Origin of the sequence: Micromonospora sp. RP3T, assembly GCF_003027925.1 — a bacterium.
Classification (GTDB): Bacteria; Actinomycetota; Actinomycetes; order Mycobacteriales; family Micromonosporaceae; genus Micromonospora.
This window is the reverse complement of sequence record NZ_PYPS01000016.1, coordinates 16,367-39,789: the sequence shown is the minus strand read 5'-3', so window position 1 is coordinate 39,789 and position 23,423 is coordinate 16,367. Positions and strand designations below refer to the sequence as shown.

At 74.0% G+C, this 23,423-nt stretch carries 22 protein-coding genes; 7 read left to right on the top strand and 15 right to left on the bottom strand.

Annotated elements, in window-relative coordinates:
- Positions 1-42: 42 nt before the first annotated feature.
- The 3 genes from C8054_RS14935 to C8054_RS14925 are packed head-to-tail and all read right to left on the bottom strand — an operon-like array spanning position 43 to position 2,092.
- Complete coding sequence (locus tag C8054_RS14935; protein ID WP_107157419.1) at positions 43-813, bottom strand: type 1 glutamine amidotransferase domain-containing protein; 771 nt, start codon at positions 811-813, stop codon at positions 43-45.
- Positions 814-833: 20 nt separating this feature from the next.
- The gene (locus C8054_RS32040) at positions 834-1,433 is read right to left on the bottom strand and encodes an NADPH-dependent F420 reductase (RefSeq protein WP_158273854.1); all 600 of its coding nucleotides are present in this window, start codon (positions 1,431-1,433) and stop codon (positions 834-836) included.
- Positions 1,430-2,092 carry a TMEM175 family protein gene (locus C8054_RS14925; protein WP_158273853.1) on the bottom strand — a complete coding sequence of 221 codons (663 nt, stop codon included), beginning with the start codon at positions 2,090-2,092 and terminating at the stop codon, positions 1,430-1,432. The genes C8054_RS32040 and C8054_RS14925 overlap by 4 nt, the downstream gene beginning before the upstream one ends.
- 143 nt (positions 2,093-2,235) lie before the next feature.
- Between C8054_RS14925 and C8054_RS14920 the strand changes: the two genes are divergently transcribed.
- Together C8054_RS14920 and C8054_RS14915 are read left to right on the top strand one after the other, a co-directional pair.
- Complete coding sequence (locus C8054_RS14920) at positions 2,236-3,060, top strand: MarR family transcriptional regulator (protein ID WP_107157417.1); 825 nt, start codon at positions 2,236-2,238, stop codon at positions 3,058-3,060.
- Between the two features lie 88 nt (positions 3,061-3,148).
- A complete protein-coding gene (locus C8054_RS14915) occupies positions 3,149-4,486 on the top strand; it encodes an MFS transporter (RefSeq protein ID WP_107157416.1) in 1,338 nt (445 codons plus the stop codon).
- A gap of 226 nt (positions 4,487-4,712) precedes the next feature.
- Here the strand turns inward: C8054_RS14915 and C8054_RS14910 are convergent, their stop codons facing one another.
- Entirely contained in the window at positions 4,713-5,972 is a 1,260-nt protein-coding gene (locus C8054_RS14910; RefSeq protein ID WP_107157415.1) for an MFS transporter, read from the bottom strand.
- Positions 5,973-6,163: 191 nt separating this feature from the next.
- On the opposite strand from C8054_RS14910, the gene C8054_RS14905 reads away from it, so the two are divergent.
- Positions 6,164-7,804 carry a hypothetical protein gene (locus C8054_RS14905; RefSeq protein WP_107157414.1) on the top strand — a complete coding sequence of 547 codons (1,641 nt, stop codon included), beginning with the start codon at positions 6,164-6,166 and terminating at the stop codon, positions 7,802-7,804.
- Between the two features lie 194 nt (positions 7,805-7,998).
- Positions 7,999-9,177 carry a hypothetical protein gene (locus C8054_RS14900; protein WP_107157413.1) on the top strand — a complete coding sequence of 393 codons (1,179 nt, stop codon included), beginning with the start codon at positions 7,999-8,001 and terminating at the stop codon, positions 9,175-9,177.
- A gap of 85 nt (positions 9,178-9,262) precedes the next feature.
- On the opposite strand, the gene htpX is transcribed toward C8054_RS14900, so the two are convergent.
- The 7 genes from htpX to C8054_RS14865 form a co-directional block, all read right to left on the bottom strand.
- Positions 9,263-10,141, bottom strand: coding sequence for a zinc metalloprotease HtpX (gene htpX, locus C8054_RS14895; protein ID WP_107157412.1), 879 nt, complete (start codon positions 10,139-10,141; stop codon positions 9,263-9,265).
- A gap of 150 nt (positions 10,142-10,291) precedes the next feature.
- On the bottom strand, positions 10,292-11,758 hold the full coding sequence (locus tag C8054_RS14890) for an NADH-quinone oxidoreductase subunit N (protein WP_107157411.1): 1,467 nt from the start codon (positions 11,756-11,758) through the stop codon (positions 10,292-10,294).
- On the bottom strand, positions 11,755-13,260 hold the full coding sequence (locus C8054_RS14885) for a NuoM family protein (protein WP_107157410.1): 1,506 nt from the start codon (positions 13,258-13,260) through the stop codon (positions 11,755-11,757). The genes C8054_RS14890 and C8054_RS14885 overlap by 4 nt, the downstream gene beginning before the upstream one ends.
- Positions 13,257-15,182 (bottom strand): NADH-quinone oxidoreductase subunit L, encoded by a 1,926-nt coding sequence (locus C8054_RS14880; protein ID WP_107157409.1) that lies wholly within the window; start codon positions 15,180-15,182, stop codon positions 13,257-13,259. The genes C8054_RS14885 and C8054_RS14880 overlap by 4 nt, the downstream gene beginning before the upstream one ends.
- Entirely contained in the window at positions 15,179-15,508 is a 330-nt protein-coding gene (nuoK, locus tag C8054_RS14875; RefSeq protein WP_107157408.1) for an NADH-quinone oxidoreductase subunit NuoK, read from the bottom strand. Before nuoK ends, C8054_RS14880 begins: the two co-directional genes overlap by 4 nt.
- On the bottom strand, positions 15,505-16,056 hold the full coding sequence (locus C8054_RS14870) for an NADH-quinone oxidoreductase subunit J (RefSeq protein WP_107157407.1): 552 nt from the start codon (positions 16,054-16,056) through the stop codon (positions 15,505-15,507). Before C8054_RS14870 ends, nuoK begins: the two co-directional genes overlap by 4 nt.
- Positions 16,053-16,643 carry an NADH-quinone oxidoreductase subunit I gene (locus tag C8054_RS14865; RefSeq protein WP_107157406.1) on the bottom strand — a complete coding sequence of 197 codons (591 nt, stop codon included), beginning with the start codon at positions 16,641-16,643 and terminating at the stop codon, positions 16,053-16,055. The genes C8054_RS14870 and C8054_RS14865 overlap by 4 nt, the downstream gene beginning before the upstream one ends.
- Before the next feature lie 104 nt (positions 16,644-16,747).
- On the opposite strand from C8054_RS14865, the gene C8054_RS14860 reads away from it, so the two are divergent.
- Positions 16,748-17,323 (top strand): Uma2 family endonuclease, encoded by a 576-nt coding sequence (locus tag C8054_RS14860; protein ID WP_107157405.1) that lies wholly within the window; start codon positions 16,748-16,750, stop codon positions 17,321-17,323.
- Here C8054_RS14860 and C8054_RS14855 read toward each other — a convergent pair.
- Entirely contained in the window at positions 17,304-17,726 is a 423-nt protein-coding gene (locus tag C8054_RS14855) for an ester cyclase (RefSeq protein ID WP_107157404.1), read from the bottom strand. The genes C8054_RS14860 and C8054_RS14855 overlap by 20 nt on opposite strands.
- A 187-nt stretch (positions 17,727-17,913) precedes the next feature.
- Here C8054_RS14855 and C8054_RS14850 point away from each other — a divergent pair, with 187 nt between their 5' ends.
- Positions 17,914-18,966 (top strand): glutathione S-transferase family protein, encoded by a 1,053-nt coding sequence (locus C8054_RS14850; protein ID WP_107157403.1) that lies wholly within the window; start codon positions 17,914-17,916, stop codon positions 18,964-18,966.
- 135 nt (positions 18,967-19,101) lie between these two features.
- Here the strand turns inward: C8054_RS14850 and nuoH are convergent, their stop codons facing one another.
- Both nuoH and C8054_RS14840 read right to left on the bottom strand, forming a co-directional pair.
- Positions 19,102-20,064, bottom strand: a complete 963-nt coding sequence (nuoH, locus tag C8054_RS14845) for an NADH-quinone oxidoreductase subunit NuoH (RefSeq protein ID WP_107157402.1) — start codon at positions 20,062-20,064, stop codon at positions 19,102-19,104.
- Complete coding sequence (locus C8054_RS14840) at positions 20,064-20,906, bottom strand: NADH-quinone oxidoreductase subunit C (RefSeq protein WP_233219650.1); 843 nt, start codon at positions 20,904-20,906, stop codon at positions 20,064-20,066. The genes nuoH and C8054_RS14840 overlap by 1 nt, the downstream gene beginning before the upstream one ends.
- 103 nt (positions 20,907-21,009) lie before the next feature.
- Between C8054_RS14840 and C8054_RS14835 the strand changes: the two genes are divergently transcribed.
- Entirely contained in the window at positions 21,010-22,056 is a 1,047-nt protein-coding gene (locus C8054_RS14835) for a glucose 1-dehydrogenase (protein ID WP_199199763.1), read from the top strand.
- Between the two features lie 13 nt (positions 22,057-22,069).
- Here the strand turns inward: C8054_RS14835 and C8054_RS14830 are convergent, their stop codons facing one another.
- On the bottom strand, positions 22,070-23,386 hold the full coding sequence (locus C8054_RS14830) for a DUF2252 domain-containing protein (RefSeq protein WP_107157400.1): 1,317 nt from the start codon (positions 23,384-23,386) through the stop codon (positions 22,070-22,072).
- Positions 23,387-23,423 lie beyond the last annotated feature (37 nt).

The window sequence follows — 23,423 nt, the reverse complement described above, 5'->3', positions numbered from 1 at the left end:
GTCGTCCCGCGCGTGGTCGCACCGCGCGGGACGACGGACGGATCACCGACCCAGCGCCTCGATGATCACCTTTGCGGTCTCGGTGCCGCTGAAGTTCTGCTGACCGGTGACGAGGTTGCCGTCCCGGATCGCGAAGCCCTTCCACAGCCCGGCCTGGATGAAGTTCGCCCCGAGCCGGCGCAGCTCGTCCTCGATCCGCCACGGCATGACGTGCGTGCCCCGAGGCAATCCGCCGGCGTCCCACACCGCCCGGTCCGCGAAGTCCTCCTCGACGTTGGCGAACCCGGTCACCGTCCGGCCCTTCACCAGCGGCTCCCCGTTGGACAACCGGGCGTACCGCAGGATCGCCGTGCCGTGGCACAGCGCGGCCGTGACCTTGCCGGCCTCGTAGAACTCGGCGAACGTGCGGTGCAGGCCCTCGGCCGTGTCGAACGTGAACATCGGCCCCTGGCCGCCGGCGACGACGAGCGCGTCGTAGTCGTCCACCGAGATGTCGCCGACCGGCCGGGTGTTCTCGACGAGCTTGACGAACTCCGGGTCGTGCCGGTAGCCGCGGCTGATCACGTCCTCGGCCTGCCACCGGCTGGCGTCCTCGGGGTCGCTCATCGCGTCGGCCACGCACGGGCCGCCGTCCGGGCTGAAGATGTCCACCCGGTAACCCAGCTCGGTCATCTGGAAGTAGGGGTGGGTGAGTTCGCTCCACCAGAAGCCGACCGGCCATCCGGTCGTGGTGGACACGGCCGGGTTCGAGATGACGATCGCGACGCGCTTCGGCCGCTCGGCGCTGACTGGGTTGAGATCCTTGTGGCTCATGCTGTTCCTTTCCGTCTTTCTCACGAGGGGCGTCCGGGATCGGCCAACACCCGGATGCCGTGGTGTCGGCCGAGGCCCTGGCGGAAGGCCAGGGCGAACCAGAGTCGGGTGACGCCGTCGACCAGGTCGGCCGCGTCGAGCCCGCCCAGGTGGATCGGTCGGAGACCGACATCGGTGATCAGGTCCGCCACCCGGACCCGGTCCGGCCCGTCGGGGCCGCAGAACACCAGGTCGGCGCGGGCCCCGTCGATGACCGGCTCGGCCATGACCTCGACGCCGACCGTGCAGAAGGCACGGAAGACGCGGGCGCGTGGCACCCGGGCCAGCAGGAGCGGGAGCTGGTGCATCGTCGTCCCGCCGAGGACGTTCGTCGCGTCGACGATCAGGTGGCCGTCGAGGCTGCCGGCGTGGGCGTCGAGCAGGTCCGCCAGGGCCGCGCCGGGCACGGCGACGAGCACGGCCGCCGCCCCGTCCACGGCCGCCTCGATCGGCGCGACACCGGGCAGGTCGCGGTGCCGGTCGCTGTCGCGTACCCCGAAGGTGACGTCGTGCCCGGCCGCCCGCCACGCCGCGCCGACGGCGCGGCCGACCCCACCGGCGCCGAGCACCGCGAGCCTCACGCCGCGCCTCCCCGACCGAGCCCGCGCGGCGCCAGCGTGAAGTAGACCGCGACCAGCGCGCAGACCGCGAGGCCGGCGGCGGCGTGGACCGCACCCACCACGATCGCGATCGCGTACGCCGTCGGGCCGGCGAGGCTGCGCCGCAGCGCTCCCCGGACGCCGCCACGGGCCGCCTCGCGCAGGAGGTGGGGCCGGGCCCGCAGGTAGCACCAGATGCCGGTGAACGCCGACGCGGTGCCGCACAGCGCCGCCGCGTAGAAGACGGCGGCGGCCCGGTCGTGCACGCCTCCCTGCAGCGCCCGTCCCAGCGTCGCCGTCGGATAGCTGATGAAGCTGATGCCCAGCAGCACGAGGCCGTTGAGGAACAGCAGCGGTCGGTCCACCTGCCGGATCAGCCCGAACAGCGCGTGGTGGTTGACCCAGAAGATCAGGATGGTGAGGAAGCTGACGGCGTAGGTGAGGAACGCCGGCACCTCCTCGCGCAGCGCGTGCCCCACGTCGGCTCCGGCCGCGGGCACGGCCAACTCGATGACGAGCAGCGTGGCGGCGATGGCGATGATGGCGTCGCTGAACGCCTCGACCCGCGCGCCGCCCGGCCCGGCCGGCTCCCCGGACACCTGATGGCCGGCACCGTCGGTGCCGACAACTCCGTCTCTCACGGTCGTTCCTCCCTGGCTGCGACGCTCCGCACGCCGCCACTCACCTCGGCCACTATGCATGAGTGCATTGCTTGAATGCAAGCAATGCATCCGATCTACTTATCGCAATTGCTTGAGTTCGAGCGGTTTACTAGGCTGACCGGGTGCCCCGCAAGAGCCCGCCCACCGACCGGACGCCACCCCGCCCGGCCGTGCCGGACTCCGTCGACCGGATCCTCGCCGAGTGGGCCACCGAGCGCCCCGACCTCCCGGTCACACCGATCGGGGTCGTCACCCGGCTCAACCGGCTCCGGACCCGCTTCGACGAGGAACTGTCGACAGTGTTCGCCCGCTACGACCTGTCGGCCGCCGACTTCACCGTCATCGCCGCCCTGCGCCGCGCCGGCGTCCCCTACACGCTTCCGCAGAGCGTGCTCATGAACCGGCTCGGCCTGACCAGTGGCACGGTCAGCGTCCGGCTCACGCGCCTCGTCAAGAAGGGCATCGTCGACCGCCGGCCCAGCCCGGAGGACGCCCGGGGCACCGTCGTGACCCTCACCGAACGGGGCGTGGCGTTGTTCGACGACATCGCCCCGGTCCACCTCACCAACGAGGAGGTGCTGCTCTCCGCGCTCACCGCGCCCGAGCAGCAGCAACTGGCCGACCTGTTGCGCAAGCTGCTCGTCGGCTTCGAGCACCAGAGTTCGACCAGCCCGCTCGGCATGACGCTCGCCCCGGCCCATCTCGCCCGGCGGATGCGCAGCGCCGTCGGATTGCCCGACACCCCCGGCCTGCTGATCACCGACGTCACCCCGCAGAGCCGCGCCGACACTGCCGGGCTACGACCGGGCGACCTGCTCACCAGCGTGGACGGCACGGAACTGCGCTCCTGCGTCACCCTCGCCGAGGCGCTGGACGGCACGTCCGACGTCACCATCAGCTACCTGCGCGGCACGGACCAGCACCAGGCGCACCTCGCGCCGGGCTGACCCGGAGGACGCTCCACCCGACGGCGGTTCTTCTGCCCTGAGGCAACTTCGTTGAGCGGAGACCCCCGGATGCGGTCGGGTGGGAGCCATGCCGCTCCTCCCCTACCGCCCGGTCCTCGCCCAACCCGTGCTGCGCCGGCTGCTCCCCGGGCTCGCGGCCTCCGCGCTCGGCGACGGCCTGGCCCTGGTCGCGGTGACGTGGCTGGCGCTGGAACTCGCGCCGGCCGGGCAGCGCGGCACCTGGACGGCGTTCGCGGTGGCCGCGTACACGTTGCCGGGCGCGGCCGGCGCGGTGCTGTTGGGGCGCGTGCTGGGCGGGCGCAGCGGGGCGCAGCTCGCCGGCTGGGACGCGACGCTGCGGGCGCTGGCGTTGGGGGCGATCCCGGTCGCGCACCTCGCCGGGGTGCTGGACGTCGGGCTGTACATGGCGCTGCTCGCCGCCTCCTCGCTGCTGCACCCGTGGGGGTCGGCCGGTCGGTTCACGCTGGTGGCCGAGCTGCTGCCGGAGCGGGACCACCTGGCCGGCAACGCGCTGCTCGGGCTGTTCGGGCAGGCGGCCACCATCGTCGGCCCGCCGCTGGCCGGGCTGCTCATCGCCGGGGCGGGCGCGGTGTGGGTGATCGCGATCGACGCGGCCAGTTTCGCGGTGCTGGCGGTCAGCTACCGGCTCGTGGTCCCGGCCGGGCGTCGGCGCGCGGGTCGGGCGGCGGGCGCCGGCCCGTCGCGTACCTCCGGTTTCCGGGTCATCGGCCGGGACCGGTCGCTGCGCGGCCTGCTGGCGGTGAGCTGCGGGTTCTTCTTCCTGTTCGGGCCGTTCTACGTGGCCATGCCGGTGCACGTGACCGAAGACCTGCACGCGTCGGCCGCGACGCTGGGCGGCTACTACACCGCGTTCGGCGTCGGGTCGCTGGTCGGTGGGCTGCTCACCGGTCGGCTGCGGGACCGGCCGCTGCGACCCGTGCTGCTCGGCATCGTGATGGCGTTCGGGGCCGCGTTGCTGCCCCTGGGTCTGGGCGCGCCGGTCGTGGTGTCGTTGCCGGCGTTCGCCGTGGCCGGCCTGGTCTGGGCGCCCTACCTGCCGACCGCGACCGCGTTGTTCCAGCGGCGGGCCGGCGCGGCGGAGCTGTCCCGGGTGCTGGCCGCCAACGGCGCGGTGACGGTGCTGGCGGTGCCGCTGGGCACGATGGTGGGCGGCCCGGCGACGGCAGCGCTGGGGGCGCGGCCCACGCTGCTGGTGTGCGCGGTCGGGACCGTAACGCTGGGTCTGCTGGCGGCCGGGACGGGCGCGCTGCGCCGCCCCGGTGCCGGTCCGCCGGCCGAGCCGGAGCCGCCGCCCGGACCGCGACAACCCTGCCGGACGGCCGCGGACGCGACCTCCTTGGTCGACTCGGGTGGGTCAGACCGTGTCACGGTTCATCCCGCGTGAGCCCATCGCGCACCCGCCGCGGCCACGGCGCCGTCCGGTGTGGGTGCACTTGTTGTCGCTCAGGCGACCACAAGTGCACCCACACCGCTGCCGGAGCCCTCTCGCGGCCGCCACCTTAATGATCAACGCGAGGAAGCAGCGCGGGAGCGGCGCGCGGGAGAGGCGCGCGGGAGCGGCGCGCGGGAGCGGCGCGCGGGAGCGGCGCGCGGGAGAGGGTGGGAGGGGCTCAGGCGGCGAGCGACTGCTCGGCGCGGACCGCGGACGCCTCGGCGCGGGCGATCGGGCCGGTGGGCAGCGCGGCGACCACGGCCCCGACGGCGACGGCCGCGCCGGCGAAGAGGAACGCCCACGGCACGCCGCCGGCGTGGTCGACGATCAGGCCGGCGACCGCGCCGCCGGCCGCGCTCGCCGCGACCGACATGGTCACCACCCAGGTGTACGCCTCGTTGAGCATGCCGGCCGGGGCGATCCGCCCGACGAGCGTGTTCTCCAGCGTGAGCGCGGGCGCGATGGCGGCGCCGCCGAGCATCAACGCGACGCCGAGCGCGACCGGGCCGGGCATGACCGCGAAGACGGCGAAGCTGGCCGCCACCGCGCCGAGCAGCCAGGCGAACTGGCGGGTCATGTTGGCGGCCGGCTTGCGTACCCCGAAGGTGAAGCCACCGGCGGCGCTGCCGATGCCCCAGACGGCGAGCAGCACGCCGGCCAGGCTCTCCGGGTCGGCGGCGCCGCTGCTGCCGGCGAAGGCCGGGACGATCACGCCGGACGCGCCGAACGCGATGCCGAGGCTGGCCACGCAGAGCAGCAACGCGGGGAAGCCACCGACGCGCAGCGGGCCGAGCCCCCGGGCGTGGTGTTCACGCGGGTGCGGGCGCCAAGCGCGCATCACCCGGCCGAGCGCGACCGATCCGGTGCCGACCAGGGTGACCACGGCGGCGCCGAGCAGCGCGGTGGACGCGTCGGCGAACAGCACGAAGCCGGCCACCAGCAGCGGGCCGAGCACGAAGACGACCTCGAACAGGGAGGTCTCGGCCGCGAGCGCGGTGTTGCGCAGGTGCCCGCGCCCGCTGGCCGGCGTGGTCAGGTCGTTCCAGGCGCCCCGGATGGCGGCGGTCAGCGGCGGATACGTGCCGCCGGCGACGCCCGCCGCGAGGTAGATCAGGGCGAGGTTGCCGGCGTCGGAGCGGCTGGCGCCGAGCAGCCCGAGCAGCGCCAGCGGGTGGGCCAGCGCGGTGGCCAGCAGCACCGGGGTGGGGCCGACCCGGTCGGCGATCCGGCCGGCGATCGGGCTGAGCGCGGCACCGGAGAGCGCGTAGATGCCGCCGGCGACGGCGGCGAGCGAGTAGCGGCCGGTGACCTGCTCGACCACCAGCAGCAGCGCCAGCGGGGTCATGCCGATCCCGAGCCGCCCGATGATGCCGAGGATCAACAGCATCGGCGCGCCGGGGATCCGCCAGACACCCAGGTACTGGCGCAGCGCGGCCACTGTCCACCTCCAGGGATGTAACGAGTCAGAAGCGCTTCGACCCTAACGCCGACCGAGGATGGGCGGAACGGTCGGCTGCCTCACAGTGGCCCGGCCCACCCGGATCGCGCCAACGATTTCCGGCATTCCGTCCCGCCGCGACCACCCGGCGTCGGAGAGTCGGGGAGGGAGACCGGGGTCGAGGAGGAACGGTGAGCCACCCGAGGGGCAGGCTGCTCGGGCTCGCCGCGCTCGCCGCGGCCGTCCCGGTGCTGCAGAACGTGCTGTTCCTGGCGCTTGACTTCCGCAGCGCGGAGGGCCTCTCCCCGCAGGGCTCGGCGGTCTGGCCGTACGACTCGTACAACGACATGCGGTGGCTGCTGGTCTACCACGACTCCTGGCAGGAGTACGCGCTCGGGCTGGTGGTCGCCATCGGGCTGCGCGGGCTGCTCTGTGCCGGCCTGGTGAGCCTCGCCTGGCCGGCCGAGGCGCCCCGGCCGGACCGGCGGCGGATCCTGCGGCGCAATCTGGGGATCGCGGCGTTGACCGCGGTGATCGTCACCCCGTTCGCCGCGCTCGCCGTCGCCGCCGGCGTGGTGTCGCTCTCCTGGTTCGTGTTCGCCGCGGTGGGGCCGATGCTGCTGCTCGCGCCGTTCCTGCAACGGGCGGCGGTCAACGTCCACGGGTGGCGTGGGCTGCCGTCAGCGGCGCTGGTCGGCTGGTCGCTGCTCGACTTCGTGGTGATCACCGTGGCCGGGGCGGTCGTCTGGCGGGTGCCCGGCTGGTGGACGCTGCTGGTGGCGGCGCTCGCCGGAGCCGCCAACGGGCTGCTGTGGAACCGGTCGGTCCGCGCGGCGCTGCTGCCGACCCGGGTCCACTGGCCCCGGGTCCCGGTGGCCCCGATCGTGGTGGTGCTCGCGCTGGCCATCCCGCTGGCGGCCCAGGTGGTGACGTCGCGTCCGGCCCACCAGGTGAGGACGTTCCGGCCGCCGCTGCTCGACCGGCCGCTGCCCGCCTCGGTCCGGTACGCGGTGATCGTGCTCGGCACGCACGATTCGCGGTACGACGGTCGGCCCGCCGCCGACCCGGCGGCGGAGACGTTCTCCTACGCCGGCCAGGACGCCGCCGGACGGCCGCTGCCGTACGGCCCGCAGGACACGCACCGCTCGCTGGATTCGAGCGCGGCCCTGCTCGCCCGGCAGGTGGACGCGTTGCACGCGCGGACCGGCCGGCCGGTGGCGCTGCTCGGCGAGAGCGAGGGTGCGATGGTGGGACGGACCTACCTGCGCGACCACCCGGATTCGCCGGTCAAGGCGCTGCTGATGTTCAGCCCACTGGTCCGCGCCGCCCGCGTCTACTATCCGCCGGAGGACGCGGCGGCGGGCTGGGGGATCGCCCCGGGCTGGCAGTTGCGCGGGATCTTCGCGCTGGTGGCCCGCGTCAGCGGGGGCGGGGACAGCCCGGACGAGCCGTTCATCCGCTCGCTGCTGGCGAACGCGCCGTTCTACCGCTTCCAGACCATGTGCCCGGTCCCCGGCGTACGGATGATCGCCTTCCTGCCGACGGTCAGCGCGACGGAACTCCCGCCCGGCCCGTTCACCCAGATCCCGGTCTACGAGGTGCCCGCCCTGCACGGCGGGCTGCTGGGCCAGCCGGACGTCACCGAGCGGGCGATCGACTTCCTGGCGGGCCGGGACGTCCAGCAGCGGCGGTCCGAGTACCCCACGCTGCAACTGCTCGGCGCGGCCTGGCAGGCCCCGGCGCTGGCGGTCACCATCAACCCGGTCTGGCGGGGTCAGGTGACGCCGGGCCCGCCGTTCTCCACCGCCCGGCTCTGCGGGCAGCAGCGCTGACGCCCGGGCCGGGCCCCGCCACCGCACATCCGGCCGGAGGACAGGGGCTGCCGTACCGATCGGTACGGGGTAGGTTCCTCATCGAATTGAGTCCATGCCAACGGCGGCAGGGTCGCCGCCGGCGTCTACGGAGGTCGGATGAGCGGCACGGCGGGTGCGCCGTCGCGGGTCGAGGCAGCGGACCCGTCAGCCCGATGACCGACCCCGCGACGCCCGGCTACCGGGCGCTCTTCCGGCATTCGGTGGCGTCCCGGCTGCTGATCGCCCGGGGCATCTCCGAGCTGGGTGACTTCGTCGGGCTCGCCGCGCTGCTGCTGCTCGCCTACGACCAGACCGACTCGGTGCTCGGGCCGGCCGCCGTCTACGCCGCCCGGACGCTGCCCGCGCTGCTGGTCGCGACCGTGTTCAGCGGCTGGCTGGACGTGCCGGGCCGACGCACCATGCTGGTCGGGCTGTCGCTGGCCGGCGCGGTGCTCATCGCCGTGCCGGTGGTGGTGCCCGAACCGCTGCCGGCGATCGTGGCCGCCGGGCTGCTCGGCGCGGTCCGGGCCGGGTATTCGAGCGTGCACGTGGCGGTCGCCGCCGAGGCGGTGGCGGCGCCGCTGCGGTTGCCGCTGTTCGGGCTCTCCGCGTTCGCGAACCAGAGCGGCCAGGTCGTCGGCCTGCTCGCCGGCGCGAGCATGACGGTGGCGCTCGGCCCCCGGACGGCACTGGTGATCGACCTGGTGTCGTTCCTGCTCGCGGCCGTGGTGCTCGCCGGCCTGCCGGTCGGTCGGCAGGAGCACCGGGGTCCCCGACCGCCCGCCACCGCCGGCCTGCGGATCATCGCCGGCCATCCGGTCCTGCGCGGGGTGGCCCTGCTGACAGTGACCACCGCGCTGTCCGGGGCGCTGCCGGAGACGCTCGCCCCGGACCTGACCGGCGGGGCCTGGCGACCGGTGCTGCTGGCCGCCTCGTCGTTCGGTGGGGCCGTGTTCGTGCTTGTGGTCGGGCGTCGGAGCTGGCTGGCCCGGATCGCCGGGCAGGTCCTGGCCACCCGCGCGCTCGGCACCGCGTTCCTGCTGGCCGCCCTGCTGGTGGTGACCGGTGCCCCGCTCTGGGCGCTGGCCGTGGCGAACGCGCTGGTCGGCGCCGGTGGCGGCTGGCTGATCGGCGCGCAGGCGACGTTCGCGCGGTTGGCGCCCCGGGAACGGATGGGGCAGGTGGAGGCGACCATGGTGGCCGGCAACATCATGCTCTCCGGCGTCGGGATCTTCCTGCTCGGCGGCACCGCTGCGCTGTTCGGCCCGGCCGCGGCCTACCTGGCGGCGGGGCTGCTGCTGCTCGTCGTGGGGCTGTTCACCCGGCTGGACCGGATTCCCGAACCGGTCTGAGACCGGCCCCCCTCGGACGGCGGCCGGAACACGACTCCGCCCGCGTCCGGGGTCGGACGCGGGCAGAGGGTGGCGGACGGACGGGTCAGCGCTGGAACTGCACCGGCCCGGAGTTGCGGGCCATCTGTTCCAGCCGGGCCACCCGCTGTTCCATCGGCGGGTGGGTGGCGAACATCGCGGCGATGCCGCCGCCCCGCTTGAACGGGTTGTCGATCATCAGGTGCGCGGTGCTGGCGAGCTGGCCCTGCGGTGCGAGCGGGCGGGCCTGCGTACCCATGTGGATCTTCTTCAGCGCGCTGGCCAGGGCCAGCGGGTCGCGGCTCAGCTCCGCGCCGGACTGGTCGGCCTGGTACTCCCGGCTGCGGCTGATCGCCAACTGGATCACGGTGGCCGCGATCGGGCCGAGGATCAGGGTGAGCAGCAGCACCGCCGGGTTCGGGCCGTCCTCGTCGTCCGAGGAGCCCAACGGGATGAACCAGGCGATGTTCGCCAGCATGGTGATGATGCCGGCCAGACCGGCCGCCACGCTGGAGATCAGGATGTCGCGGTTGTAGACGTGCGACAGCTCGTGCCCGATCACGCCGCGCAACTCCCGGTAGTCCAGGACCTCCACGATGCCCTGGGTGACGCAGACCGCCGCGTGCTCCGGGTTACGGCCGGTGGCGAACGCGTTCGGCTGCGACGTCGGGCTCACGTAGAGCCGGGGCATCGGCTTGCCGGCCTGCGTGGACAACTCCCGCACCATGCGGTAGAGCTCGGGGAACTGGGCCTCGCTGACCGGCTGCGCCTTCATCGAGCGCAGGGCCAGCTTGTCGGAGTAGAAGTAGGTCACGCCGTTCATCACCAACGAGACGAGCACGGCGATGACGAGACCGCCGCTCCCACCGAACCAGTAGCCGACCGCGAGGATCAGCGAGGTCAACAGGCCGAGCAGCGCTGCGGTCTTGAGACGGTTGTGATGCACGATCGCTCCTTCGGTGCCGCGGGCCCACGCGGGGAACCCGCTGACCGGTCCAACACACCGGTACCCGTCAACCATCCGGCTCATGGCTGAAAGTTGACTGGGGATTCCTGTGCGACCGCTGAACCGACCGCCCACCCGGGCAGGAACCGGTCAGCGGGCCGCCACGTCCAGCACGAGCTGCGGTGCGAGCCCGATCACCACGGCCGCCACGGTGGCCACCCCGAGCGCGACCGCCACCGCGCGGGCCGGTCGGGCCGCGGCGGCGCCGCTGGGCACCGCGTAGAGCGACGCCGTCACCCGCAGGTAGTACGCCAGGCCCAGCACCGCGTTCAACGCCACCACCAGGGCCAACCAGCCGGCGTGCCCGGCCAGCAGCGACCGCACCACCGTCACCTTGGCGAACAGCCCGGCCAGCCCCGGCGGCAGCCCGGCCAACCCGATCAACGCCAACGCGAACGCGCCACCCACCCACGGGTGCCGCCGCGCCGCGCCGCGCAGGTCGGCGAGCGTGCCGCCGTCACCGTCCGCCGGCCGCAACGCCACCACCGCGGCGAACGCGGCCAACTCCAGCAGCACGAAGAACACGGCGTACGCGACCGCCGCCGCGTACGCCCCGGCGCGGGCGTCCGGGGTGCGCCCGGCGGCCAGCGCCAACGCGCCCAGCGGGGCCAGAACGTAGCCCGCCTGGGCCACCGACGACCAGGCCAACAACCGCACGGTACGCCGCTGGCGCAGCGCCACCAGATTGCCCACCGTCATCGTCAGCACCGCCAGCAACGCCAGCACCGGACCGGTCACCCCGCCCGGCAGCGCCCGCTGCACCACCGCCAGCAACGCCACCACGCCGCCCAGCTTCGACGCGGTCGACAGGTACGCGGCCACCGGCAGCGGCGCCCCGTCGTAGGTGGCCGGCGCCCAGGCGTGGAATGGCACCGCGGCCACCTTGAACGCCAGCCCGGCCACCACCAGCGCCACCGCGACAGTGGTCAGCGGCAGGTCGGTCAGGTCGTCCCGGGCGGCCAGGGTCGCGCCGAGCCGGTCCAGGTGCAGGCTGCCGGTGACCGCGTAGAGCAACGCGGCGCCGAGCAGCGTCACCGTGGTGGCGACCACGCTGACCACGAAGAACGTCACCGCCGCCTCGGCCCCGGCCAGGCTGGCCCGGCGCAGCCCGACCAGCACGTACAACGGCAGCGTCAACGTCTCCAACGCCACGATCAGCGTGATCAGGTCCCCGGCCGCGCCGAGCACCACGCCGCCGGTCATCGCGCAGGCGAGCAGGAAGCAGTATTCCCCGGCCGGCGTACGCCCGGCGCGCAGCAGCGGACCGGAGATCGCCAGCACGCCGAGCGTGAGCAGCGCGATCACCACCGCCGCCACCGCGGCCCGACCGTTCCACACCCAGGAGCAGTCGGCGCCGACGCAGAACGTGCGCCGGGTGCCGGTCGCGCCCACCAGCGCCGCACCGGCCGCGGTGCCGACCGCGCCGAGCGCCGCCACGACCGTGGTGATCGTCGGACGGGCCACCAGCAGGTCCACCAGGAGCACCAGGATCGCGGTGCCGGCGGCCAGGTAACCCGGCAGCAACGCCACGTTGTCCACGCTCTGCACCAGACTCATGGCACGACCCCCAGCAGCGCCTCCACCGGGCCGGAAGCGTAGGACAGGACCAACGCCGGGGCCAGGCCGACCGCCAGCGCCAGCAGCACCAGCGGCGCCCACGCGGTCACCTCCGCGCCGGCCAGCCCCGGCCCGAGCGGGGCCACCGCCGGGGAGGGCCGGCCGTGGGTGACCCGGCGCAACAACCGCAACAGGTACGCGGCGGCCAGCGCGCCGCCCAGCGCGGCCAGCACCGCCAGCGTCAGCCACAGCGGCCCGCCCCGCCGCACGGCCGCCACCACCGCGAACGCCTCACCCCAGAAGCCGGCCAGGCCGGGCAGCCCCAGCGAGGCGACCGCGGCGAAGCCCAGCAGCCCGGCCAGCCGGGGCGCGGTCTCCCGCAACCCGGACAGCTCGGCCAACGAACCGGTGTGCGTCCGGTCCTTGACCGCCCCGGCCAGGAAGAACAGCAGGCCGGTGATGACCCCGTGGGCGATGTTGCCGATCAGCGCCGCCTGGAGACCGGTCGCGGTGAGCGTGGCCACCCCCAGCAGCACGAAGCCCATGTGGCCCACGCTCGAATACGCGATCAGCCGCTTCAGCTCGTCCTGCGCCAGGCAGACCAGGCCACCGATCAGAATGGCCGCGACGGCGAGCGCGCCGAGCACCGGCGACGCCCAGCGGGCCCCCTCCGGGGCCACCCCCACCGCTACCCGGATCAACCCGTACGTGCCCATCTTCAGCAGCACCCCGGCCAGGATCACGCTGCCCACGGTCGGCGCCTGGGTGTGCGCGTCGGGCAGCCACGAGTGCAGCGGCCACAGCGGGCTCTTCACCGCGAACGCCAACGCCAGCAGCGTGAACGCGGCGAGCTGGGTGCTCCGCGACAGGCCGGCGCCGCCGGTCAACGTGACCAGGTCGGCGGTGCCCGCGGCGGCCACCACGACGTAGACGCCGACCAGCAGCAGCACCGAGCCGAACAGCGTGTAGAGCGCGAACTTGCGGGCCGCCCGCCGCCGGTCGTCACCACCCCAGCCGGCGATGATCGCGTACATCGGCAGCAGCACGACCTCGAAGAAGAGGAAGAACAGCACCAGGTCCAGCGCCAGGAACGTGCCGAGGATGCCCACCTCGACCACCAGCAGCAACGCCACCAGCGCCCGCCCGCTGCCGCCACCGGCCGGCACCCGCCACACCGTGTAGCCGCAGCACAGCAACGTGAGCAGCGCGGTCAGCCCCACCAGCGGCCAGGAGATGCCGTCCACGCCCAGATGGAAGCGCAGGTCGAGGCCCGGCACCCAGGGCACGTCGAGCCGGTGCCACGGCTGCACCGCCGGGCGCGGACCGTACCCGAACCAGCCGTGCTCGCCGCCGACCAGCGGCAACGTCGCCAGCAGCGTCAACGCGGCGGCGGCGGTGCCGACCAGCCGGCCGGCCCGGTCACCCGGCACGGTCGCGGTCGCCACCGCGCCCAGCGCCGGGACCGCGACCACGGCCACCAGCAAGACCTGCCCGAACGTCATGAGGTGACTCCGATCAGGGCGACCGCCAGGCCGATCAGCAACGCGCCGGCCAGCACCCCGGCCGCCGCGCGGGGCAGCGCCGCCCGGTGCAGCGCGGCCAGCCCGCCGCCCGCCTCCAGCGCCGCCCGGCCGGTGCCCTCGACCAGGCCGTCCACGCCCAGCTCGTCGCCGGCCCGCACGGCGCGCGCCAACGCGCCGGTCGGGCGTACGACCAGGGCGTGCTGGACGTCGTCGAGCCGGAACGCCCGGGCGAACACCGGCCGCAGCGGACCCAGGAAGCGGGCCGGGTCGGCGGCCGGGTCCCGACGCCAGCCGGCCCAGGCCCCGCCCGCGCCGACCACCAGCAGCAGGAACGGCAGGATCAGGTTCGGCGCCAGGTGCACCAGCTCGACCGCCTCGCCGGAGGTGTCACCCGGCACCCGCAGGCGGTCGGCGAACCAGGGCGCGAACGCGGCCAGCCCGAGCAGCGCCGCCGGCACCGCCAGCAGCAGCACCGGCAAGCGCAGCGACACCGGTGGATCGTGCGGTCGGAGCAGCGGCGTACGGGTCGCGCCGAAGAACACGCGCAGCAGCAGGCGGGTCGCGTACCAGGCGGTGACCGCCACCCCCAGCAGCCCGGCCAGCCAGACCAGCCAGCCCACCCACGGCGCGGTCGGGCCGGCGTCGTCGAGCGCGGCGGCCTCGGCGGCGGCCAGCACGCCGTCCTTGCTCCAGAAACCGGACAGCGGCGGCACCCCGGCCAACGCGCCGAGCCCCACCACCATGCACCAGAACGTCACCGGCATGCCGGCGCGCAGGCCACCCATCCGGGACATCAGCGTGGTGCCCACCGCGTGGATCACCGCACCGGCGGCGAGGAACAGCAGCGCCTTGAACGCGGCGTGGGTGAGCAGGTGGAACAGCGCGGCGGCCGGCGCGCCGACCGCCAGCGCGCCGGTCATGTACCCGATCTGGGAGACCGTCGACCAGGCCAGCACCCGCTTGAGGTCGTCCTGGGCGGTGGCCGCGAACGCGCCCAGCAGCATCGTGACCGCCGCCATCACGCCCAGTACGGCGAGCGCGGCCGGGGCCCGTTCGAACAGCGGGAACAGCCGGGCCACCGCGTAGACGCCGGCGGCCACCATGGTCGCGGCGTGGATCAGCGCGGAGACCGGCGTCGGGCCGGCCATCGCGTCCGGCAGCCAGGTGTGCAGCGGGAACTGGGCGCTCTTGCCGGCCACGCCGGCCAGCAGCAGCAGACAGGCCGCGGTCAGCGTGCCGGTGCCGTAGTCGTGCGCCAGCACGTCGGCGATCCGGAAACTGCCCGCGCCCACGCCGAGCAGCGCGATGCCGAGCAGGAAGCCCACATCACCCACGCGGGTGACCAGGAACGCCTTCACCGCCGCGCCGGGCGCCTCCGGCAGCCGCCGGTCGTGGGCGATGAGCAGGTACGAGCAGATGCCCATCACCTCCCAGCCGACCAGCAGCATGATCAGGTCGCCGGAGACCACCACGGTCAGCATGGCGGCGGTGAAGAGGCTGAGCTGCGCCGCGTACGGCGGGTAGCGGTGGTCCACGTCCACGTCGTCGTGCGGCCCGCGACGCAGGTAACCGGTCGAGTAGACCTGCACGGCCAGCGCCACCACGGTGACCGCGGTGGCGACCAGCACGGCCACGCCGTCCAGCCGCAGGCCCAGCGTGACCCGCAGCCCGCCCACCTCGACCCAGGTGGTGGCCGCCTCCACCGGCCCGTCCACGCGGACCAGCAACGCCAGCGCGGCCAGCAACGCCACCGCCGCGCCGGTCACACCCAGCCCGACCGCCAGCTTCCGGGCCGGCGCCCGGTCCCCGTGCGACGCGGGCGGCAACAGCAGCCCGAGCAGGCCGGCGACCAGCGGCGCGGCCGGCAGCACCGCCGCCAGCCAGACCGTCGACGCGCTCATCGGGCCGCGCCTTCCGAGGACCGCTCGGCCAGCGGGACGTCGTCGACCGTGACGCTGGCCCGCAGCCGGTAGAGCTGGAGCACGATGGCCAGCCCGACCCCGATCTCGGCGGCGGCCAGCACGATCACGAACAGCGCGAACACCTGCCCGGAGTGCGGCAACACGGCCCGGACCGTGGTGTCCGCGGTGACCAGCACCAGGTTGACCGCGTTCAGCATCAGCTCCACCGCCATCAGCACCAGCACCGCGTTGCGGCGACGCAGCACGCCGTACCCACCGAGGCCGAACAGCAGCGCGGCGGTGACGTACGGGATGACCGGCCTCACCGGCGTCCGCCCTCGTCGCCGGCTGCGGCGGCCGGCTCGGTCCGCTCGGTCAGGCGGCCGATGTCCGGGCGGGAGAGCACGATCGCGCCGACCAGCGCCGCCAGCAGCAGCACCGAGAGCACCTCGAACGGCAGCACCCAGGAGCGGAACACCTGCTCGCCGAGGCGCTCCGCGGTCCCCGCCGCCGGCAGCTCCACCCGCGACCACCGGAACGCGTCGACAAGCAGCACGGCCAGGCCGAGGCCGCTGCCGGCGCCGACCAACGCGGCCGGCCAGCCGGGCCGGTCCAGGTCGTCCGAGGGGCCGATCGGGGCCCGGGTCAGCATCACCGCGAACAACAGCAGCACCACCACCGCGCCCACGTAGATCAGCACCTGCACCCAGGCCACCAACTCGGCCGTGAGCACCAGGTAGTCGCCGGCCAGGGCGCCCAGGCACACCACCAGCCACAGCCCGGCCCGGACCAGGTGGCGGGTGCCCACCACCAGCGCGCCCGCGCCCACCGCCACCGCGCCGAGCGCGAGCAGCAGCACGTCCGCACCGGTCATGAGGCCGCGCCTCCGCCCGGGGAGTCGGCGTCGTCGGAGCGTACCCGGGTCGGGGCCGGACGGGCGGCGGGCGCGGCGGCCTTGCGGGCGGCGGTGGTCTCCTCCTTCGAGGGGTCGCCGAGCGGGTCGTGGGCCGGCGGCGGCGGTACGGTGCCCATCCACTCGCCCAGGTGGTCCTTGTCGTGCAGCAGGTCCTTGATGTCGTACTCGGCGTACTCGAACTCGGGCGACCAGTAGAGCGCGTCGAACGGGCAGACCTCGATGCAGATGCCGCAGTACATGCAGAGCGAGAAGTCGATGTCGAACTTGTCGAGCACATTGCGCTGCCGGGGGCGGGCGGCGCCGGGCACCGCCACCTCCTCCTTGTGCGAGTCGATGTAGATGCACCAGTCCGGGCACTCGCGGGCGCACAGCATGCAGACGGTGCAGTTCTCCTCCAGCAGCGCGATCACGCCACGGGAGCGGGGCGGCAGCTCGGGCGCCACGTCCGGGTACTGCTGGGTGGTCGACCGGCGGGTCATCGTCTTCAACGTGACCGCCAGGCCCTTCACCAGCCCGCCGCCGGGCACTCCACCGTGCTCGCTCATGCCGCCCATCCTGCCCTGTGCCCCCGGCGCGCGCGACCACCACCCGACTCTTGGCGGCGGTATCGTGAGCGCGGGGAGAACGACACACCGGGAAGGGCCTACCGATGACCGCCGCGCTGGAGAGCGACCACCCGCAGGAGCGCGAGTGGACGACCGACGATCTGGACGCGCTGCCGGATGACGGTCGCCGCCGTGAACTGCTCGATGGAGTGCTGCTCATGTCCCCCTCCCCCACCCGGATGCACCAGAGCATCGCTGCCCTGCTCATGGTGGCCCTAGACGAGGACTGCCCCGACGGGTACGACGTGACCCAGGCGGTCGGCGTGCGGATCAACCGCACCCGCTCCTTCATCCCGGACGTGCTGGTCACCACCGCGGCAGCCGCCGCCCGCGAGCCGTCCCGGTACGAGCCGCACGAGGTGGTGCTCGCCGTGGAGATCGTCTCGCCCAGCACGCGGTCCATCGACCGGGTGCTCAAGCCGGCGCTCTACGCGCAGGCCGGCATCCCGTTCTACTGGCGGATCGAGATCGAGGACGAGGGCCTCGTCGTCCACACCTACAAGATCGATCCGGTGCACGAGGTCTACACGGAGACCGGTCGGTGGACCAAGTTCGTCGACACCGGCGAGCCGTTCCCGGTGAACCTGCCGATCAGCCGGATCACGCCCCGCCGGGTGTGAGCGGCGGCAACATCTCCACGCCGAGCTGCTGGAGCACCTGGAACAACTCGTTGACGCTCCACACGTCCACGATCCGCCCGGCGTCGTCGAAACGCAGGAACGACGCCCCGGAGTAGCTGACCACCCGCCCGGTCGGCGGCACCGGGCCGAACTGCCCGGCCTGGGTGCCGGCCGCCCGCCAGTGCACCGCGACCCGCCCGTCGCCGGCCACCAGCTCGACGATCTTGTAGCGCAGGTCCGGGAAGGACGCCCGCCGGTCCCGGTGCCCGGCCAGCACCGCCGCCGGCCCGGCGCCGCCCAGCCCGGGGCACTCCGGGGCCACCAGCTCGTACGCGCTCTCCTCGCGGCCGGCGTTCCACACGTCGGCGATGAAGCGTCGGGCCGCCGCCTCCAGATCGGTCACGGCCGGCAGCCTATGCCGGCCCGGCGGCACCCGGCCCGCCGGGACGGGCCGGCGCGACGGTCTCCGCCGCTCGCACGGTCGTGGCAGCCGTCTCCGCCGCTCGCACGGTCGTGGCGGCCGTCTCCGCCGCTCGAACTGCCGGGACCGGTGCGAGCGACCATGATGGGAGGTGACGACAACCTGGGAGGTGGGCGTGGGCGGCAGCGACGACGAGATCCTCGACCGGACCGGCGGCAAGTACGTGGAACCGGGCGGCGAGTTCACCCGTGACCAGCGGTACATCGCCACCCGGATCACCGCCGACGGGCGGGACGGCTGGCCGGCGGAACCGGGCCGCTACCGGCTGGCGGTCAGCCGGGCCTGCCCGTGGGCGAACCGGCTGATCATCGTGCGCCGGCTGCTCGGGCTGGAGGACGCCATCTCGCAGGCCGTGGCCGGCCCCACGCACGACAAGCGGAGCTGGACGTTCGACCTCGACCCCGGCGGCAAGGACCCGGTGCTCGGCATCGAGCGGCTCGCCGACGCCTACTTCGCCCGCTTCCCCGGCTACGAGCGGGGCATCACCGTGCCGGCGCTGGTCGACGTGGCCACCGGCCAGGTGGTGACAAACGACTACGCGCAGATGAGCCTGGACCTGTCCACCGAGTGGACCGCGTACCACCGGCCGGGCGCGCCCGAGCTGTACCCGGAGCCGCTGCGCGCCGAGATCGACGAGGTCAACAAGGTCGTCTTCGCCGACGTCAACAACGGTGTCTACCGGTGCGGCTTCGCCGGCAGCCAGGAGGCGTACGACAAGGCGTACCACCGGCTCTTCGACCGGCTGGACTGGCTGAGCGAGCGGCTGACCGGCCAGCGTTACCTGGTCGGCGACACGATCACCGAGGCGGACGTGCGGCTGTTCACCACGCTGGTCCGGTTCGACCCGGTCTACCACGGGCACTTCAAGTGCAACCGGCAGAAGCTCGCCGAGATGCCGGTGCTGTGGGCGTACGCCCGGGACCTGTTCCAGACGCCTGGCTTCGGCGACACGATCGACTTCGACCACATCAAGCGGCACTACTACGAGGTCCACCGGGACATCAACCCGACCGGCATCGTGCCGCTCGGCCCCGACCTGTCGAACTGGCTGACCCCGCACGGCCGCGAGGACCTGGGCGGCCGCCCCTTCGGCGACGGCACCCCACCCCCGCCTCCGCCCCCGGCCGAGCGCGTGGACCCCGCCCACACCCCCCTCCGCTGACCACCTCGCCCGCCCCGCCCCGCGATCTTGCACTTTCACGGAAAGAGTGGCTATTCGGGCCCCGTTAGCCACTCTTTCCGTAAAAGTGCGCGCGGCCCGCCCGGGGCGCGGGACGCGGCGGGCGCGGGCGCGGGGCTACAGCGCCAGGCGGACGGCTACGGTGAGGACGAGCTGGGCCAGCGCGAGGGGGACCAGGACCAGCCAGCAGAGGCGTTGGAGCTGGTCCTCGCGGAGCCGGGGGTAGCTCACCCGCAGCCAGATGATCACGAACGCCACGGCGAACACCTTGAGCAGCGTCCACAGCCAGCCGAGCTGCGCGTCGGCGAACGGGCCCTGCCAGCCGCCGAGGAACAGCACCGTGGTCAGCGCCGCGATCACCACGATGCCGACGTACTCGGCGAGCAGGAAGAACGCGAAACGCAGGCCGGTGTACTCGGTCATGTAGCCGAAGACCAGCTCCGAGTCGGCGATCGGCATGTCGAACGGCGGGCGGCGGATCTCGGCCAGCCCGGCCACGAAGAAGATCACCATCGCCGGCGCCTGCCAGAGCAACCACCAGGGACGCCACGCCTCGACGATGCCGCTCAGGCTCAGCGTGCCGGCCGCCATCGCCACCGAGGCGGCGGCCAACACCAGCGGCAGCTCGTAGCCGAGCAACTGGGCCGCGCCGCGCAGCCCGCCGAGCAGGCTGTACTTGTTGGCCGACGCCCAGGCCGACATGAGCACCGCCAGCACTCCGATGCCCACCACGGCGAGCACGAAGAACAGGCCGATGTCCAGCGGCTGGGCGACCAGGCCCGCGGGGCCGAGCGGGATGACCAGCAGTACCAGCAGGTACGGCACCAGTGCCACCGCCGGCGCCAGCCGGAACACCGGCCGGTCCGCCTCGCGCGGGGTCACGTCCTCCTTCTGCACGAACTTGATGCCGTCCGCGACGAGCTGCGCCCAGCCGTGGAAGCCGCCCGCGTACATCGGGCCGAGCCGGCCCTGCATGTGCGCCATCACCTTGTGTTCGGCCTGGCCGACGATCAACGGCAGGGTGAGGAACGCGACCAGCACGCCGGCCACCCGCAGGACCAGCTCCAACCAGTCCGGCATCAGTCCTCCCCCGCCTCGACGCCGGAGCCCGCGTCGGGCCGGGCCGGGCCGTCGGGCCGGTCGTCCGCCGGTTCCTGCCGTGCGGGGCCGGTCGGTCGCTCCCCCGGCAGCGGGCGCCCGAGCGGGCCGGGTTCCGCCGGCGGCGGGGCGGGTTCCCGCCGGGCCGGGCGTTCACCCGGGGCCGGGCGCGCGGGGCGCTCGCGGGCCGGGCGGGCCGGCGTGCCGCCGCGGGGGCCCTCGCCGACACCGGCCGCGCCGGCCGGCGTCGGCGTCGTCCCCCACTCCCCCGGCGCCGGCACCCCCGGCGGCCGGACCGGCCGGCGACCGCCGCCCGCCTCCGACTCGCCCGGCTCCTTCGCGCCCGGCCACGGCTTCGCCACCCGGGAGGCCAGCACGAACTCCTTGCGCAGCGGGTGCCCCTCGAACTCCGGCGGCAGCAGCAGTGGCCGCAGTTCGCCGTGCCCGGCGAAGTCGATGCCGAACATCTCGTGGGTCTCCCGCTCGTGCCAGGCCGCGCCCGGGAAGATGTCGACCACCGAGGCCACGACCGGGGTGTCCCGGGGGACCCGGGTGCGCAGCAGCAGCCCGTGCCGGTGCCGCACCGACCAGAGGTGCGCCACCACGTCGAAGCCGTCAGCCAGCTCGTCCACCGCCGACAGCCAGTCGAGGAAGTCGCAGCCCAGCTCGGCGTCGTCGCGTGCCGCGCGCACCGCGTCCGCCCAGCTCGCCGGCGGTACGTCGACGGTGGCGCGGGCGTACCCCTGACCGCCGGAGACCGACGCGGCGGCCTCGACGGGCGCGAGCAACGCGACCACGCGGCGGCCGACCTCTTCCGGAGTCATGCGCTGATCCTATGGCCGGCAGCTCCCGGCCGGGTCGGGCCGTCCGGGCCCGGTTCGTCGCATTGCCGAGCGGGTCGGCGGCCGACGGGGAAAGATGAGGGCCGTGCGCGCTGTCACTGTGACCCCCGGTGTCCCGGACTCGCTGCGACTCACCGAGGACTGGCCCGAGCCGGCGCCCGAGGAGGGCGCGATCCTGGTCGAGGCGCTGGCCGTGGGCGTCTGCGGCACCGACCAGGAGATCATCGCCGGGGAGTACGGCGAGGCGCCGCCCGGTCAGGAGCGCCTGGTGCTCGGGCACGAGTCGCTGGGCCGGGTGCTGGAGGACCCGACCGGCACGTTGCACCCCGGTGACCTGGTGGCCGGCGTGGTCCGCCGCCCCGACCCGGTGCCCTGCGCGAACTGCGCGGTGGACGAGTGGGACATGTGCCGCAACGGGCGGTACACCGAGCACGGCATCAAGGGGTTGCCCGGCTTCGCCCGGGAACGCTGGCGGCTGCCGCCCAAGTTCGCCGTCGGGCTGGACCCGGCGCTGGAGTCGGTGGGCATGCTGCTGGAGCCGACGAGCGTGGTGGCGAAGGCGTGGGACCACATCGAGCGGATCGGCCGCCGGGCCGAGTGGAAGCCGAAGACCGCGCTGATCACCGGCGCCGGGCCGATCGGTCTGCTGGCCGCGCTGCTGGCCAGCCAGCGTGAGCTGGCCGTGCACGTGCTGGACCGCAACACCACCGGCCCGAAGCCGGACCTGGTCCGCGCGCTCGGCGCGACGTACCACACGTCGACGGTGGCCGAGCTGGACCTCGCACCGGACGTGGTGGTCGAGTGCACCGGCGCGCCGCCGGTGGTGCTGGACGCGATGTGCAAGGCCGCGCCGAACGGCATCGTCTGCCTGACCGGGGTGTCCAGCGGCGGCCGGACCATCGACTTCGACGCCGGCGCGCTCAACCGGGAGCTGGTGCTGGAGAACAACGTGGTGTTCGGGTCGGTCAACGCGGGTCGCCGGCACTGGGAACTGGCCGCCGAGGCGCTCGCCCGCGCCGACCGGTCCTGGCTGAACGCGCTGATCACCCGCCGGGTGCCGGTCTCCGCGTACCGGGAGGCGTACGCGTCGACCGGCGACGACATCAAGGTGGTGCTGGACTTCGCGCAGTGAGCCGGGCGCCGGCTCAGATGCCGGGCAGCCGGCCGTTGCGGAACAGGTCCACGAAGAGCTGGTGGTCCTCGCGGGCCCGGATGCCGTACCGGTGGGCGAAGTCGACCAGGTAGTCGACGAAGCCGTCGGCGTCGGCGTCCACGGCCGCGACGATCGACTCCTCGGTGGAGTAGTCGACCAGGTCGTGGCTGGACTCGTCGTCGGCCACCGAGTGCATCCGGGCCACCGCCCGGCCCAGGTCGGTGAGCACCCCGGCCAGGTCCTCGGGCTCGTTGACGTCGGCCCAGTCGAGGTCCGCCGCGTACGGGGAGACCTCGGCGACGAGCTGGCCGACGCCGTCCAGCTCGGTGAAGCCCAGCCACGGGTCGGCGTGCGCCTGCAACGCCCGCTGCGACTCGGCGGTGCGGTGCCCCTGGTGCCGGAAGTACGACCGGACCCGCTCGTCGTCGATGTGCCGCGCCACGGCCGGCACCTGGGCCTGCTTCATGTAGATGACGACGTCGTTCTCCAGCGCCTCGGTGTGCCCCTCCAGCAACAGGTTGTACGACGGCAGCCCGGCCGAGCCGATGCCGACGCCCTTGCGCAGCACCACGTCCTTGATGGTGGTCGCCACCGGGCGCAGTCGGGCGCTCGACTCCGGCAGCGTGTGCAGGTAGTCGCCGAACGCGGCGCAGACCCGTTCCCGGGTGGCGGCGTCGATCTCGTGCACGCCGTCGCCGAGCGAGAACCGCCGCTCGTAGTTGTCGACGGTGGTCTGCGCGGCGAGCAGGTCCACCCGGGTGCTCAGTCGGGCCTGCTGGAGCACCCGACGCAGCACGCCGTCGGCGTTCTCCAACGTGATCGAGCCGATCGCGTCGTCCCCACCGGTGGCGATCGCCCGCAGCTCGGTCAGGTACGACCGGGCGAAGCCGGTCACCAGCTCGCCGATCACCCGGTCGGAGAGCGCCTTGGCGTAGCCGAGCAGGGCCACGCTGGCGGCCAGCCGCTTCAGGTCCCAGGTGAACGGCCCGACGTACGCCTCGTCGAAGTCGTTGACGTTGAACACGAGCCGGCCGGAGGCGTTCATGTAGGTGCCGAAGTTCTCGGCGTGCAGGTCGCCGTGGATCCACACCCGGCTGGTCCGGTCGTCGAGGAACCGGTCGCTGGCGAAGTCGCCGCGCTGGTCGGCGTAGAACAGCGAGGCGCTGCCGCGGTAGAACGCGAACGGCGAGGCGGCCATCTTGCGGAACTTCCGGCGGAACGCCGCCGGGTCGATCGCCATGGACGCACCGAACTCCTCGGTCAGCACGTCGACGATGTAGGCGGAACGCTTCTCCGCAGAGTCGGTCATGGTCCGCAGGCTAGCCCCGCCGCGCCACCGGAGCGGG